The sequence below is a fragment of the Pseudarthrobacter lactosi genome, from assembly GCF_055412785.1.
The window spans coordinates 636,884-650,703 of record NZ_JBVAYS010000003.1; the positions used below are offsets into that span (position 1 = coordinate 636,884).

General features: G+C 66.4%; 16 protein-coding genes. 4 read left to right on the forward strand and 12 right to left on the reverse strand.

Features of this window, described 5'->3' with window-relative positions; genetic code table 11:
• Positions 1-16: 16 nt before the first annotated feature.
• Genes ACZY0Q_RS16520 through ACZY0Q_RS16530 form a run of 3 tightly spaced genes read left to right on the forward strand, consistent with a single transcriptional unit; the run spans position 17 to position 2,106 of the window.
• The gene (locus ACZY0Q_RS16520; protein ID WP_463918483.1) at positions 17-781 is read left to right on the forward strand and encodes an ABC transporter ATP-binding protein; all 765 of its coding nucleotides are present in this window, start codon (positions 17-19) and stop codon (positions 779-781) included.
• 9 nt (positions 782-790) lie between these two features.
• Positions 791-1,495 (forward strand): alpha/beta fold hydrolase, encoded by a 705-nt coding sequence (locus ACZY0Q_RS16525; RefSeq protein WP_463918485.1) that lies wholly within the window; start codon positions 791-793, stop codon positions 1,493-1,495.
• Positions 1,495-2,106, forward strand: a complete 612-nt coding sequence (locus ACZY0Q_RS16530) for a hypothetical protein (RefSeq protein ID WP_463918487.1) — start codon at positions 1,495-1,497, stop codon at positions 2,104-2,106. Before ACZY0Q_RS16525 ends, ACZY0Q_RS16530 begins: the two co-directional genes overlap by 1 nt.
• Here ACZY0Q_RS16530 and ACZY0Q_RS16535 read toward each other — a convergent pair.
• A complete protein-coding gene (locus ACZY0Q_RS16535; protein WP_463918488.1) occupies positions 2,063-3,298 on the reverse strand; it encodes a multidrug effflux MFS transporter in 1,236 nt (411 codons plus the stop codon). The two genes, ACZY0Q_RS16530 and ACZY0Q_RS16535, sit on opposite strands and share 44 nt — an antisense overlap.
• 166 nt (positions 3,299-3,464) lie before the next feature.
• Here ACZY0Q_RS16535 and arfB point away from each other — a divergent pair, with 166 nt between their 5' ends.
• Positions 3,465-3,887, forward strand: a complete 423-nt coding sequence (gene arfB / locus ACZY0Q_RS16540; RefSeq protein WP_463918490.1) for an alternative ribosome rescue aminoacyl-tRNA hydrolase ArfB — start codon at positions 3,465-3,467, stop codon at positions 3,885-3,887.
• Between the two features lie 65 nt (positions 3,888-3,952).
• Here arfB and ACZY0Q_RS16545 read toward each other — a convergent pair whose 3' ends face one another.
• The 11 genes from ACZY0Q_RS16545 to ACZY0Q_RS16595 all read right to left on the reverse strand — a co-directional run bounded on the left by ACZY0Q_RS16545 (position 3,953) and on the right by ACZY0Q_RS16595 (position 13,814).
• The gene (locus tag ACZY0Q_RS16545) at positions 3,953-5,014 is read right to left on the reverse strand and encodes a HoxN/HupN/NixA family nickel/cobalt transporter (protein WP_463918492.1); all 1,062 of its coding nucleotides are present in this window, start codon (positions 5,012-5,014) and stop codon (positions 3,953-3,955) included.
• Positions 5,015-5,884: an urease accessory protein UreD gene (locus ACZY0Q_RS16550; RefSeq protein WP_463918494.1), complete on the reverse strand. Its 870-nt coding sequence runs from the start codon at positions 5,882-5,884 to the stop codon at positions 5,015-5,017. It abuts the gene before it with no gap.
• The gene (gene ureG, locus ACZY0Q_RS16555; protein ID WP_463918496.1) at positions 5,881-6,495 is read right to left on the reverse strand and encodes an urease accessory protein UreG; all 615 of its coding nucleotides are present in this window, start codon (positions 6,493-6,495) and stop codon (positions 5,881-5,883) included. Before ureG ends, ACZY0Q_RS16550 begins: the two co-directional genes overlap by 4 nt.
• Positions 6,496-6,549: 54 nt before the next feature.
• A complete protein-coding gene (locus tag ACZY0Q_RS16560; protein ID WP_463918498.1) occupies positions 6,550-7,260 on the reverse strand; it encodes an urease accessory protein UreF in 711 nt (236 codons plus the stop codon).
• The gene (ureE, locus tag ACZY0Q_RS16565; protein ID WP_463918500.1) at positions 7,241-7,726 is read right to left on the reverse strand and encodes an urease accessory protein UreE; all 486 of its coding nucleotides are present in this window, start codon (positions 7,724-7,726) and stop codon (positions 7,241-7,243) included. The genes ACZY0Q_RS16560 and ureE overlap by 20 nt, the downstream gene beginning before the upstream one ends.
• 24 nt (positions 7,727-7,750) lie before the next feature.
• On the reverse strand, positions 7,751-9,463 hold the full coding sequence (gene ureC / locus ACZY0Q_RS16570; protein WP_463918501.1) for an urease subunit alpha: 1,713 nt from the start codon (positions 9,461-9,463) through the stop codon (positions 7,751-7,753).
• Complete coding sequence (locus tag ACZY0Q_RS16575; RefSeq protein WP_463918503.1) at positions 9,460-9,807, reverse strand: urease subunit beta; 348 nt, start codon at positions 9,805-9,807, stop codon at positions 9,460-9,462. Before ACZY0Q_RS16575 ends, ureC begins: the two co-directional genes overlap by 4 nt.
• A 15-nt stretch (positions 9,808-9,822) precedes the next feature.
• Positions 9,823-10,125, reverse strand: coding sequence for an urease subunit gamma (locus ACZY0Q_RS16580; RefSeq protein WP_463918505.1), 303 nt, complete (start codon positions 10,123-10,125; stop codon positions 9,823-9,825).
• A gap of 205 nt (positions 10,126-10,330) precedes the next feature.
• Positions 10,331-10,717, reverse strand: coding sequence for a DUF1801 domain-containing protein (locus tag ACZY0Q_RS16585; protein ID WP_463918506.1), 387 nt, complete (start codon positions 10,715-10,717; stop codon positions 10,331-10,333).
• A gap of 64 nt (positions 10,718-10,781) precedes the next feature.
• Positions 10,782-11,984, reverse strand: coding sequence for an L-2-hydroxyglutarate oxidase (gene lhgO / locus ACZY0Q_RS16590; RefSeq protein WP_463918508.1), 1,203 nt, complete (start codon positions 11,982-11,984; stop codon positions 10,782-10,784).
• 63 nt (positions 11,985-12,047) lie between these two features.
• Positions 12,048-13,814, reverse strand: coding sequence for an acetyl/propionyl/methylcrotonyl-CoA carboxylase subunit alpha (locus ACZY0Q_RS16595; RefSeq protein ID WP_463918510.1), 1,767 nt, complete (start codon positions 13,812-13,814; stop codon positions 12,048-12,050).
• Between the last annotated feature and the right edge of the window lie 6 nt (positions 13,815-13,820).

Consider the following 13,820-nt stretch of genomic DNA (forward strand, 5'->3'; position numbering starts at 1 on the left):
CCCGAAAGGTACTCCCATGTCTGCGACACCTGCACTCCTCGCCACCCCAACTGCCGGCTCCGTCCTCACCCACCCGCTGACCCTCACCAACGTCACCCTCGAATACCCGGACGGCGGGGGAACCGTCAAGGCCCTGGACAGCGTCAGCCTCCAGGTACCGGAGGGCCGGATGGTCTCGCTGGTAGGCCCGTCCGGCTCGGGAAAATCCAGCCTCCTGGCCGTGGCCGCAACCCTGGTCCGCCCCACCAGTGGGGACGTGGTCATTGCTGGAACCAACACCGCGGGGCTCAAGGACAAGGAACTGACCGCGCTGCGCCGGGAGACGGTGGGCATCATCTTCCAGCAGCCCAACCTCCTGGCGTCCCTGACCGCCGTCGAGCAGTTGATGATTGGCCACCACCTGCGCGGCAAGTCCCTGAAGGCCGCGCGTTCGCGCGCTCTTGAGCTGCTGGACCTTGTGGGCCTGGCGGAGTCCGCGGACAAGCGGCCGCACCAGCTGTCAGGCGGGCAGAGGCAGCGAGCGAACATCGCCCGGGCCCTGATGGGCAGCCCGAAGGTGCTGCTGGTGGACGAGCCGACGGCGGCGCTGGACCACGCGCGCAGCGCGTCGATCGTCGGGCTGCTGCGCCAGGTGACGGACGAGTTCCAGGTGGCCACGGTGATGGTCACGCACGACACCGAATTCGTCCCGCTCACCGACGCCGTCGCTGTAATGCGCGACGGCGGCCTGACCGCCCCGGTCTCACCCGGCGCCTTACCGAGCGCCGGGGTCGCGGAGTAGGGTTCCGTCATGGACATCATCCTGGTACCCGGTTTCTGGTTGGACGCGTCCTCGTGGGAGGAGGTGACGCCTGCCCTGGAAGCGGCGGGGCACAGGACCCATCCCCTGACACTGCCCGGCCTTGAATCCGTCGATGCGCCCCGGGCGGGCATCAGCCTGCAGGACCATATTGCCGCCGTCGTAAATCTTGTGGACGGCCTCGATGGGAATGTGGTTCTCGTGGGGCACTCCGGCGGGGGCGCGATCATCCACGGCGTGGCGGATGCGAGGCCCGACCGGGTGGCGCGGAACATCTACGTGGACAGCGGACCGCTGGGCGAGGGCGGCGTCATCAACGATGAGCTGCCCACCGAGGGCGACGACGTGCCGCTGCCACCGTGGGACGGGTTCGAAGACGCCGACCTGGTGGACCTCACTGACGAACTGCGCGCGTCGTTCCGGGCGCGCGCCATTCCGGAGCCCAAGGGCGTGGCGTACGGCAGGCAGCATCTGCACGACGTCCACCGCTACGAGGTCCCCGCCACGGTGATTGCGTGCGAATTCCCGTCATCGCTCCTCACCGAATGGATCGACGCCGGCCACCCCTTCACCGCCGAGCTGGCGCGCATCCGCGACGTCGACTACGTGGACCTCCCCACCGGCCACTGGCCGCAGTTCACCAAACCTGCGGAGTTGGGCAAAGCGATCCTGGCGGCAGTGGAGCAGACGGGGTGATGGTGCTCCGGGACCATTTCCTCCAACGCTGGTTCGTCTCCGTAACGCTGGCCGAAGCCGCGGGGTTTGCCATCCCGGCTATCGTCGGCGGCATCCTGAGTATCCTCGCCGCACCGGCCGGTATCGTCTATCCCGCAATGGTTCTGGCCGGCGCGTGTGAAGGCTGTCTACTGGGGTTTGGCCAGTCCCGAGGTTTCGGACCGACGATACCCAGATCGCGATGGATCCTCGTGACGGCGGCTGGGGCGGCCACCGCGTGGTCGATCGGGATGCTCCCCAGCAGCCTCGGCGGCATCGACTTCGGCTCGCCCTGGGTGATCATCCTTGTTGCCGTGCTCGGCTCCGTGCTTCTGCTGTCCATCCCGACTTTCCAGTGGCTGGTCCTGCGCCATATGGTTCCGCCCCGGCGCAGCGCGTTTTGGATTCCCGTCAACGCCGGCGCCTGGGCTGTTGCCATTCTGTGGACTCTGGCACCGTCGCCGTTCATTGACGAAAAGACACCTGCGCCGGTGCTGTTCGGCGTCTACGTGCTGGCAGGGGTCCTTATGGCGGGCACCGTAGCAGTCCTCACGGGATTCGCGGCACGGCGTGTTGTTTCCGGTTATCGCTGACCAGTCCCAGGCACAGGACGGCCGCCGCAGCGGAAACGGCCGCGACTATCCCGAACGGTACAGCGTCGTGGGCTCCGCCGATGCCCACCAAGGGTGCGGCGATGCCGCCGAACGCGTACCGTGCCAGCCCCAGCAGTGAGGAGGCCGTCCCGGCGATATCGGGATAATCCTTGAGTGCCAGTGAGGTGGCCGGCGGGCTGGTGACGGCCACCCCGCTGACCATGGTGAACAGGGACAGGATGATCGCGACCAGCGGCAGGTGCAGGAGCGCCGTCGCCAGCAGCCCCAAGGCACCGGCCGCAGTCATGATCAGACCCAGTGTGAGCGTTCCACGTTCGGACCACCGTTCAGAAAGCCGGCCGGCGATGAATCCGAAGACCATAAAGCCGAATGAAATCAGGCCGAAGGCCAGGGAGTACCCCACCGGGGAGAGCCCATATACGCCTTGGAGTATGTACGTTGCCCCGCTCAAATAGGCGAAGACCGCCGAGTACGTGAAGCCCGTGATCAGCACGGCTCCGACGAACACCGGGTCAGCGAGGAGCCGGCGGAAGTCCTGGACGGTGTGGGAGAGGCCTCCGGTCACCCGACGGTTCGCCGGCAAGGTCTCCCGGAAGGTCATCAATGATGCCACCAGGACGGCGACGCCGACGGCTGCGAGGAACAGGAAGACTCCGCGCCAGTCGGTGACGGTTGCCAGTTGCCCGCCGATGACCGGGCCAATGATGGCAGCCAGTCCCCCGAGAACCGTGAGGCGGCCGTAGTAGCGGATCAGCTTGGCGCCTGAGTAGACGTCCCGCCCGGCGGCCTGCGCAATGACGATGCCCACGGCTCCGGCCAGGCCCTGGACGAACCTTGCGATGATGAGGGTCTCGACGGTTGGGCTCAGCGCACAGAGCGCAGAGGTAAGTGTGTAGGCGACGACGCCGATCAGCAGCGGCATCCGCCGCCCCAGGCGGTCCGAAAGCGGCCCGGCCACTACTTGGCCGATGGCGAGCCCCAGCAGACAGGCGGTGATGGTCAACTGGGCCACCGACGTCGTGCTTTGAAGCTCTGCAGTAAGAGCTGGGAGGACCGGCAGATAGAGGTCCATGGAGATGGGCCCGAAAATGGTCAGCAGGCCAAGCACGATCGCCAGGGGGCGGCCCACCGCCTGCTCGCGTGCGGGAATCGGGATTACGGCGGCGGTCACGCTGGCTCCGGTCTAAGGGTAGGGGCTACTACTGGGGTTCACCTTCAATACAACCCGTTCATACCGGACCTAGCGAGGGCTCTGCTTATCAGGGGTCTGGCAGTACCTCCTTTGCTGCGCGCGGCTGCGGGCTTGGATCCCGCCCATAGTATGCAACGCTGGTTGCATGGATCTGGAGGTGTCACCCGCGCTCACAATTCCGGCGTCGGAACTCCGCTGGCGGTTCTCACGTTCGTCCGGGCCAGGCGGCCAGCACGTCAACACAACGGACAGCCGCGCCGAGCTCTCATGGAACATCGCTGGCTCCGCCGCCCTTTCGGATGACCAGCGGCAGATGCTGCTGAGACGTCTCGGACCACGCCTCGTCACCGGGGCGATCACCGTAGCCTCCTCCGAGCAACGCTCCCAGCTCCGCAACCGCGAGACTGCCCTTGCCAAACTCGCCGACCTCCTAAGAGAAGGCCTGGCGCCCGAAGGCCCCCTCCGCCGGGCGACCAAACCCACCCGGGGTTCGAACCGCCGTCGCCTCGCCACGAAGGTACAGCGGTCAGCGACGAAACAGCAACGACGGCGGCCGTCCGCCGAGTAGCGCCGCCCGGCCCGGCACCGGCGGGACTGGAACCGGCGGGCCTGAGGCGATCCCGCCGTCGGGCCCTATCCCTGCGGGTTTCCGCGCGTTGTAGCTGAGGCGGCCTCGCCGGCGCGGCGAACCCAGGTGTGCGCGGCCCAGATGAACAGCAGCAGCGCCACGAGGACCAGCCCGGCATGGCCGAGGTCGAGTTCGGCCAGGAAGGTGGTCACCGGGTCAGTGAGTCCGAGCATCGCGTGCAGTACGCCGGCGATGGTGATGACCGAGATGAACAGGGCAGAGGCTGCGGACACACCGGTGATGACCATGTTGAAGCCGATACGCCGCCGGGGGTCAACAACCGCGCTTCGGTACATCTTCATCATCGCGACGCCGTTCACCGTGTCGCACAGGGACATCGCCGCCATGAAGCCGAAGGGCAGGGCCATCAGCGCGAGCGGCGAGATGCCGGCGAGGGAGGCGGTCGCCGTGAGGAGCAGGAACGCGATGGTGGAGGCCGTGTCGAAGCCGAGGCCAAAGAGGAACCCCAGGACAAAGATGTCGCGGGGACGGTTAACGCGGGAGAGCGGCTTGTCGAGCAGGCGGGCCACCAGACCGGTGGGCGCCAGTTCCTCGCGGGTGACGGATGCACCGTCCTTGACCCGGCGGTACAACGAGGCAGTACGTCGGAACGCGGCGGCGTTGTAAACACCGATGGTCAGCAGGAACAGGCCCGAGACGGACGCCCCGGTAATGCTCAAAACCATGTTCGCGGACGAGCCATCGCTGAGTGCGTCCTGAATGATGCCGGCACCGCTGACCACCAGTACCCCGGCAAGCACAACCACCATGCTGTGGCCCATGCTGAAGGCGAAACCTACGCTGACGGGGCTGCGGCCCTGGGCTGCGAAGCGGCGGGTGGAGTTGTCGATCGCCGCAATGTGGTCCCAGTCGTAGCTGTGCTTCACACCGGCCAGGTACGCGGTGATGAGCAGGCCGAGCACCAGAGGGTTGTGGTTGGTGCGCAGCGAATCGGCCAGCAGCGCCAGCATCACCATGTGGAGGACGGCGACGGCGGCGAACGTCACCGCCAGACGGCGGCCGGTGGGGAGGGCTTCCCGCTCGTGGTGGTTCAAAAGGGCTTTCATTTAGTACTTTCGAAGGTTGAGGCCGGCCTGGCCGTGCCAGCGGAACCGCAGGAAGTCGATGCCGGCGCGGATGACGGCGTCCAGCGGCTCGGTGGCATGGGACAGGGCCCGGATGGCCAGGCCGCCGTCGAGCAGTGACATGCCCAGGTTGCACCCGCCGGCAAGCGGCAGCAGCTCCTCATGCAGCTCGTTCAGCAGTGCCGCGTCCACACGGGCATCCATGACCAGCAGGGAACCGACGTGGGTGTAGTCCTCAAGGAAGGCCATGCCGTCTATCGGGGCGGCACCGGTCAGCGGGCGGATCAGCAGGTTGTCGAGCACCGCCAGGCGCCCGTCGACCGAGATCTCGTTCCGCAGGCGGATCTCGTCGTAGCCGAACAGGGCGCCGTCCGGCGACCAGCCCGGCGTGACGATCTCGGCCATCACCAGCGAGGCGCTGCCGTGCATCTCAACCACCGTGGCCTGCCGGTAGGTCGCCCCGCGGTAGGCGATCAGCGGGTCCGGCACAGATTCCAGGCTCGCGTTGGGGCCGAGCCGGATGTGCGTCCGCTGTTCGGCGCGGGTCCCGGGCGTGCGGTAGACCTTCGTTGCTGACTGGGTGGTCAGCAGGAGCCGGGCCCCTGATTCGACGGTGATGTCGATTTCATACTCGTCGCCACCGACGTACCCGCCCCCGGGATTGACCACCACGTAGCAGACCTGGCTGGTGTCATCGAGGTAGTGCGGCCGGAGGATGCGCAGCGCCCCCTGGTGGTACTGGCTCGTGGCGATGCAGCGGTCGCTCCGCACCCCCACGGTGAGCGCGAGGGTACCGGCGAGTTCGACGGCGGCGCCGGTCACCGGGAGTGCGGGCGCAGGCGCCCCGGTCACTGGCGTAGGTCAAGCATGAGCACGTCGCGCCTGATCCAGTCGATGACGTGCTCCAGGCCTTCGTCGGTTTTGAGGTTCGTGAAGCAGTAGGGCTTGTTGCCGCGGAACTCGAGCGTGTCCGCCTCCATCACGGAGAGGTCGGCACCCACATACGGGGCCAGGTCCTTTTTGTTGATGATGAAGAAGTCGGACTTGATCATCCCCTGGCCGGCCTTGCGCGGAATCTTCTCGCCCTGCGCCACGTCGATGATGTAGATCGAGAAGTCCACCAGCTCCGGGCTGAACGTGGCCGAAAGGTTGTCTCCCCCGCTTTCAATGAAGACGACTTCAAGGCCGGGGTGGCGCAGCCGCAGCTCCTCCACGGCCGCCGAGTTCATCGACGTGTCCTCCCGGATCGCCGTGTGCGGGCAGCCGCCGGTTTCGATTCCGATGATGCGGTCCAGCGGCAGGATCCCGTTGGCCGCGAGGATCTTGGCGTCCTCGATGGTGTAGATGTCGTTGGTGATTGCGGCCATCGAAATCTCGGCGCTGAGGTGGCGGGTCAGGCGTTCGACGAGCTGGGTCTTGCCTGCGCCGACAGGACCGCCGACGCCGATTTTGATGAGTTTCATGGTGCTCCTTGCTGCGTATTGCCTGCGTATTGGGTGCGGCGGACCGCGGACTGCTTAAGACATAAACATGCGGACGCGCTGGCGTTCGTGGCGCATCTGGGCGATTTCGAGGCCTGGGGCCGTGATGCCGAAGTCGTCGGCCTCGAGTGCCTGGATCCGGCGGACGGCGTCCATGATCCTGGGGTGGGCTCCCAGCAGCACACGCTGCCCGGCGTCCTGCCCGATGGGGATGGCCCGGATGGCATTTTGGGTCAGCGACGTGACTGCCGTGAAGAGGTAGCTCGCGAGCAGTTCCTCCAGCGGGACGCCCAGCTGGCGGCCGGCAACGCCGAACGCGACCGCCGGATGCCCGGCGCAACGCCCATTTCCGACGGCGGCCGCGTAGTCCGCGAGCCGGGCACCTGGCGCCACGGTTCCGGCGATGGCCAGCATCCGTGCGCCCATCTTGGTCCCCGCTTCGCGGACCTCCCGGGGCAGCGCCGCCGCGGCTATCATCCGGTCGATCCTGGCAATGTCATCCACGGAGGTCGCCTCGAACGCTAGGCGCAGGGCGAACCCGTCACTGTAGGTCAGTTGGATGCCCACAAACTGGCTCAGCCAGCTGGCGAAGCCCGCTTCGCCGTCGATGAGTCCACGTTCCAGGAACGTCTCCATCCCGAAGGAATGGCTGAACCCGCCCGTGGGGAGCGCGGAGTCAGAGAGCTGCAACAGCGGCAGCAGGTACGACGGCGGCTCGTTCACGCGCTCAGTGGGTGTGTTCGGCATGGCGGAACGGCACGGGCACCACACGTTCCTGGCGCGAGTACGGCACGCCCACGTGGATCAGGTAGTCCTCGATCGTGTGGTCGTACTGCACCACCATCACTTCTGCGGCATATTCACTGTCGGCGTCGAAAAACTGCGCCTGCATGTGCCGGTTGCCGAGGTTGTGCGCCACGACCCCCATCTCACGGATGCTGCGCGCGGCAATAACCAGGACGTCCGTTGCCAGTGCCGTCACCACGACGACTGTTTTGTCGTCGCGGAACAGGATGTCGCCGTCGCGGAGGTCCCGCACCGGGCCCGAGGCATCGCTGAGCCTGATGCCCAGCTCGCGGCCATGGTCGGTGGTCACTCGCTGGATTTTCTTGACGAGTTCCGCACTCGGCAGGAGAACCTGCTCCTCGTGGAGGCCGGCCAGCTCGCCGTCGGGGAGATCGTGCCGGTTGGCGATGACGTGGTCGATAATCATATATGCCCCCTTGGGAATATGTGTCTAAAAGAGGAAGTAGCGCTGCGCCATGGGCAGCACCGTGGAGGGCTCCGCCGTGATCGGCTCGCCGTCGACAGTCACCGAGTAGGTTTCCGGGTCGACCCCGATATCCGGTGTCGCGCCGTTGTGTTTCATGTCCGCTTTGGTGAGGGTGCGGATCCCGCTCACCGGCCGGATCACGCGGCGTAGGCCCAGCTGTTCGGGGACTCCGGCTGCGATGGCGGCCTGGGAAAGAAACGTGATCGATGCGGCATGTACCGCGGTGCCGAGTGCCCCGAAGTTGCCGCGCAGGGTGCGCGGCTGCGGGGTGGGGATCGAGGCGTTGGGATCCCCCATAACGCTCATGACGGCCTGCCCGCCTTTGAGCACGAGCTCAGGCTTGACGCCGAAGAACACCGGGTCCCAGAGCACGAGGTCAGCGAATTTGCCCTCTTCGATGCTTCCCACCGAGTCCGCGATGCCGTGGGCGATCGCCGGGTTGATCGTGTATTTGGCCACGTAGCGCTTGATCCGGAAGTTGTCCCCCACCTCGGGATCGCCGTCGAGCTTTCCGCGTTGGCGCTTCATGGCGTCCGCTACCTGCCACGTCCGCAGGACCACCTCGCCCACCCGGCCCATGGCCTGGGAATCGGAGCTGGTGATGGAGAAGATGCCCATGTCGTGCAGCACGTCCTCCGCGGCGATGGTCTCCTTGCGGATCCGCGAATCGGCGAAGGCCACATCCTCGGGGATGTCCGGGCTCAGGTGGTGGCAGACCATCAGCATGTCGAGGTGTTCGTCGATGGTGTTGACCGTGTACGGCAGGGTGGGATTGGTCGACGCCGGCAGGACGTTGGGCAGCGCCGCGATCTTGATGATGTCCGGGGCATGCCCGCCGCCGGCGCCCTCGGTGTGGAAGGTGTGGATGACCCGGCCGCCGATGGCACGGATGGTGTCTTCGACGAAGCCGCACTCGTTGAGGGTGTCGGAGTGGATGGCCACCTGCACGTCGTACTCGTCAGCCACACGCAGGGACATGTCGATCGAGGACGTGGTGGAGCCCCAGTCTTCGTGCACCTTCAGCCCGATCGCGCCGGCCCGGATCTGCTCGGCAAGGGGCTCGATGGCACTGGCGTGGCCTTTGCCGAGGAGGCCGATGTTGATCGGCAGGTTTTCCACGGCCTGAAGCATGCGGGAAATGTGCCAGGCGCCGGGTGTAACGGTGGTGGCCTTGCTCGCGTCGCTTGGTCCGGTACCGCCACCGATCAGGGTGGTGATCCCCGAGGCCAGCGCCACCGGCACCTGGTCGGGACTCACGAAGTGCACGTGGGTATCGATGCCGCCGGCGGTAAGGATCTTGCCTTCGCCCGCGATGATGTCCGTGGCGACGCCGATGGTGATGTTCACGCCCCGGGAAATCTGGGGGTTGCCGGCCTTGCCAATTTTGAAGATGTGCCCGTCGCGCAGTGCAACATCGGCTTTGTAGATGCCGGTGTAGTCAAGCACGATCACGTTGGTGATCACGGTGTCGGGGATGTCGTCATCGCGGATCAGCTGCCCGTTCTGGCCCATGCCGTCACGGATGACCTTGCCGCCGCCAAACACGACTTCTTCACCGTAGTTGGTGTGGTCGTGCTCAATCTCGAGGAACAGATCCGTGTCGGCCAGGCGAACGGCGTCGCCCGTGGTGGGGCCGTAGAGGTCCGAGTATTGCTTGCGGCTCAGCTCGAAGCTCATTTGGTGTCGTCCTGGAGGTCGATCAGGCCGCGGCTCGGCTCGAGCGGGCCGTTGATGCGGTCCCGGAACCCGTAGACCGCACGGTCGCCCGAGTACGCGAGCAGGTTGACCGTCTTTTCATCCCCGGGCTCGAACCGCACCGCCGTACCCGCCGGGATGTCCAGCCGGAAGCCGTGGGCCGCCTCCCGGTCGAACTCGAGGGCATCGTTCACCTCGAAGAAATGATAATGGGACCCCACCTGGATGGGGCGGTCACCACGGTTGATCACGGCGAGGGTACGGGGAATGAGGCCCGCGTTGCACGTGATGGGCTCCGGGCGGAGGATGTATTCGCCGGGTTTCATGGGGTTCTCCTTCGCCTAGCGAATGGGGTTGTGCACGGTGACGAGCTTGGTGCCGTCCGGGAACGTCGCCTCGACCTGGACGTCGTGGATCATATCTGCGACACCCTCCATGACATCTTCCCTGGTCAGGATGGTGGTGCCGTAGCTCATGAGGTCCGCCACGCGGCGTCCGTCGCGGGCGCCCTCCACCAGCTCATAGGTGAGAATCGCGATGGATTCCGGATGGTTGAGCTTGAGTCCGCGCTTCTGCCGCCGTCGTGCGAGGTCGGCAGCAACCACAATCATCAGTTTTTCGGTTTCGCGTGGCGTCAGATGCATTAAAGCCTCCCAATCATTCGCGATGAATCGCGAGCTCCCACTCGTTATCTACAACCGGCCAAAGAGGCGACCGGGAGGCCCGTGGATGACTGAAGACTATCAGAGTCCCGCCGGGAAACGCCCCGTGCGACCGCCGTCGAATCGAGGTCACCCATTGTGACCAGGATTCTCTGCGGGAAGGTATTTGCGCCGGTCAACCCGCAGGTCAGGCTCGAACCCACGCGCGCACCAGCGCCACGAATTCGTCCTGCCGGGCTGCCGCGGCCTCCGCGCTTGGAAAAATCACCTGGCCGCGGTCTTGCCCGATCATTTCCAACAGCCCGCTCCATTTAGAGGGATCAAAATCAAAGTCATCCTCGATGGTCTTTGCACCGCGGTGAAAAATCAGCTGCACGTGATGAAGCGGTCGCAAGTTAAAGGTGACCCGGTCAACAGAGTTGAAGCAGAAGCTCGGCGCCCTCCACTTAACACGCTCCGTGATGGCGTCATCCGCGTCCAGGATAGCCATCCGAAGGCTCTCAATCACGGGACCCAGTGGGTGGTCCAGCGACTCAAGGAACGATTCAACCACCGGGTTTCGATTTAGTGTCATGCCGCATAGTCAAGCACCTTCGTCTTCCGTCCCCACCAAGGAAATGTCGGCTAGAAGCTTCTACCTAGTCCCGCACCAGCACGTAGCGATCGATCACGTGGTCCGCGATGGCCAGGCACGAGGTGGCGGCCGGCGACGGCGCATTCCGCAGCAGGGTCACCGGCCCCACCTGATCGACGGCAAAGTCGTCGAGCAGCGAACCGTCGCGGCCCCACGCCTGCGCCCGGACGCCGGCGGCCGTTTTCGCCGTCAGGTCCGCCATGGTGAGCTCGGGTATGAAGCGCTTGGCCTTGCGGTAGTACATGGACTTCACCAGCGATGCGCTGATCTCGTCGATGCCCATCCGCCAATGCTTCCTGGCCAGCGGAAGCGCCCCGGGCCAGGTCAGGGAGTCCCAGGTGTCCTTGAGTGAGACCGTGCGCCAGCCGTAGCCCTCCCTGGCCAGCGCCGGGACGGCGTTCGGGCCGACGTGGACGTCGTCGTAAACGCCACGGGTGAAGTGCACGCCGAGAAACGGGAAGCGCGGGTCGGGCACCGGGTAAATCATGCCCCTGACCAGATTGTTGCGTTCGGGCTTCAGCGCCCAGTATTCGCCGCGGAAGGGCAGGATTTTCGGCGAAGGGTCAGCGCCCACCAGGCGGGCCACGGCGTCGGACTGCAGTCCGGCGCAGGCCACCACCCGGTCGAAGACGTGCTCTGACACGGGCGTTACCACGCGCACTCCGGCCGGTTCGATGGCCATCGACACCACCTCCTGCCCGAGGATGATGGTGCCGCCCGCCGTGCGGACGTCCTGTGCCATCGCTTCGGTGATGGCCGCATAGTCGACGACGGCGGTGTGGGGTGAGTGGACCGCCGCCACACCTGCCACGTGCGGCTCGATGTCGTGCAGCCGCACCACGTCATCGATGCGGGCCAAGTCAGGCACGCCGTTGGCCTTGGAGCGCTTTTCGATTTCGGCCAGGGCCGGCAGCTCCGTTTCGTCGACGGCGACCACCAGCTTGCCAACCTCACGGTAGGGAAGGTTCTTCTCCCGGCAGTACTCTTCGAGTGCTGAGCGGCCGGCCACGCACAGCTGCGCTTTCAGGGACCCGCCGGCGTAGTAGAGGCCGGCATGCACCACGCCCGAGTTGTGGCCGGTCTGGTGTGCAGCCAGCCGGTCTTCCTTCTCGAAGACGGTGACGTCCCCGATCCCCCGCTGCATAAAGGCCCGTGCGACGGCGATGCCCACGATCCCGCCGCCGATGATTCCAATGCGTTCACTCACGTCAGGCCGTCCTTATCGCCGGGGTTTGACCAGCGTATAGAACGGGCATCCGGACGGGAAGAGTCAGCCGATCAGCGCCAGCACGCCCCCGGCGTTCACAACGCCGCCGGGCTGGGCCCTGAGATCGGTTACCGTACCGGCGCGGTGGGCGGTCACTTGGGTCTCCATCTTCATCGCCTCAAGCACGACGACGGCGTCCCCCGCCGCCACCTCGGCACCCGGCTCCACGAGCCACTTCACCACCGTCCCGGCCATGTCCGCGCGCAGCTCGCCGGGATCGGCGGCAGCACCGCCGTCGGCAGCACCATCCAAAGCCGTCCCGTCCAGGGAAACCCCCGCCGGAACGCCTGCACCGGAGCGCGCCCAGCCATCCAGCAGGTCAGCGGGAAGGCCGACGGCGAGGCGCCGGCCGTCGACCTCAACGGTGATGGTGCGCCGCTCACCGTCCGGAACGGACGTGCCGTATTCCGGATCCGCCGCGATGGAATCCGCGAAGTCGGTCTCGATCCAGCGTGTGTGGATACCGAGCGCGGTTTCGGAGGTGAAGTCCGGCGCCTGAACAACGGCCCGGTGGAACGGCAGGACGGTGGCCACGCCGGTGATTTCCATTTCGGCGAGGGCGCGGCGGGCCCGGCGGAGCGCCTGCTGGCGGTCGGCGCCGGTGACGATCAGCTTGGCCAGCAGGGAATCGAACTGCGGCGCCACCACAGAGCCGGAACGCACCCCGGAGTCCAGCCGGACGCCGGGTCCGGTCGGCCCGCTGAAGGTGGCGACGGTGCCGGGTGACGGCAGAAAGCCCCGGCCTACATCCTCGGCGTTGAGCCGGAATTCGAACGAGTGGCCGCGCGGCGTGGGATCAGCGGTGAAGCGCAGCGGTTCGCCGGCGGCGATCCGGAACTGCTCCTGGACCAGGTCCACGCCGGTGGTCTCCTCGGTGATGGGGTGCTCCACCTGCAGGCGCGTGTTCACCTCGAGGAACGCGACGGTGCCGTCGGCGGCCACGAGGAACTCCACCGTCCCGGCCCCCGAATAGGAGGCTTCACGGCACACTGCCTTGGCGGCGTCGTAAATCTGCTGGGTCTGGTCTTCGGTCAGGAAGGGTGCGGGTGCCTCTTCCACGAGTTTCTGGTGCCGGCGCTGCAGCGAGCAGTCGCGGGTGCCCACCACCACCACGTTGCCGTGCTGGTCCGCCAGGACCTGCGCCTCCACGTGCCGGGGCCGGTCCAGGTACCGCTCCACAAAGCACTCGCCGCGGCCGAAGGCCACCACCGCTTCACGGACCGCGGAATCGAAGGACTCCTCAATCTGGTCCATCTCGCGGACCACTTTCAGCCCGCGTCCGCCGCCGCCGAAGGCCGCCTTGATGGCGATCGGCAGGCCGTGCTGCTCGGCGAACTTGCGGACCTCGGCGGCCGAATCCACCGGACCGTCGCTGCCGGCCACCAGCGGGGCACCGGCGCGGACGGCGATCTCGCGCGCCGTGATCTTGTTGCCCAGCTGGAGGATGGCGTCCGGGGTGGGGCCGATCCAGGTCAGGCCGGCGTCCAGGACCGCCTGGGCAAAGCCGGCGTTCTCGGACAGGAAGCCGTAGCCCGGGTGCACTGCGTCCGCCCCGGACTCCGCGGCCACGCGCAGGAGGTTGGGGATATTGAGGTACGTTTCCGACGGCGCGTTGCCGCCCAGGCTGTACGCCTCGGTGGCCGCTCCCACGTGCATGGCGTCGGCATCGACGTCGGCGTAGACAGCCACGGACTCCAGTCCGGCGTCTTCGCAGGCACGGGCGATGCGGACGGCGATTTCTCCGCGGTTGGCGATCAGGACCTTGCGCATCAGTTG

Coding starts and splice junctions, on each gene's coding strand:
- ACZY0Q_RS16530 (WP_463918487.1), top strand. CDS start 1,495: ATGGTGCTCCGGGACCATTTCCTCCAACGCTGGTTCGTCTCCGTAACG.
- ACZY0Q_RS16585 (WP_463918506.1), bottom strand. CDS start 10,717: ATGACACTAAATCGAAACCCGGTGGTTGAATCGTTCCTTGAGTCGCTG.
- arfB (WP_463918490.1), top strand. CDS start 3,465: ATGGATCTGGAGGTGTCACCCGCGCTCACAATTCCGGCGTCGGAACTC.
- ureC (WP_463918501.1), bottom strand. CDS start 9,463: ATGAGCTTCGAGCTGAGCCGCAAGCAATACTCGGACCTCTACGGCCCC.
- ACZY0Q_RS16575 (WP_463918503.1), bottom strand. CDS start 9,807: ATGAAACCCGGCGAATACATCCTCCGCCCGGAGCCCATCACGTGCAAC.
- ACZY0Q_RS16595 (WP_463918510.1), bottom strand. CDS start 13,814: ATGCGCAAGGTCCTGATCGCCAACCGCGGAGAAATCGCCGTCCGCATC.
- ACZY0Q_RS16545 (WP_463918492.1), bottom strand. CDS start 5,014: ATGAAAGCCCTTTTGAACCACCACGAGCGGGAAGCCCTCCCCACCGGC.
- ACZY0Q_RS16525 (WP_463918485.1), top strand. CDS start 791: ATGGACATCATCCTGGTACCCGGTTTCTGGTTGGACGCGTCCTCGTGG.
- ACZY0Q_RS16560 (WP_463918498.1), bottom strand. CDS start 7,260: ATGCCGAACACACCCACTGAGCGCGTGAACGAGCCGCCGTCGTACCTG.
- ureG (WP_463918496.1), bottom strand. CDS start 6,495: ATGAAACTCATCAAAATCGGCGTCGGCGGTCCTGTCGGCGCAGGCAAG.
- ACZY0Q_RS16580 (WP_463918505.1), bottom strand. CDS start 10,125: ATGCATCTGACGCCACGCGAAACCGAAAAACTGATGATTGTGGTTGCT.
- ACZY0Q_RS16520 (WP_463918483.1), top strand. CDS start 17: ATGTCTGCGACACCTGCACTCCTCGCCACCCCAACTGCCGGCTCCGTC.
- ureE (WP_463918500.1), bottom strand. CDS start 7,726: ATGATTATCGACCACGTCATCGCCAACCGGCACGATCTCCCCGACGGC.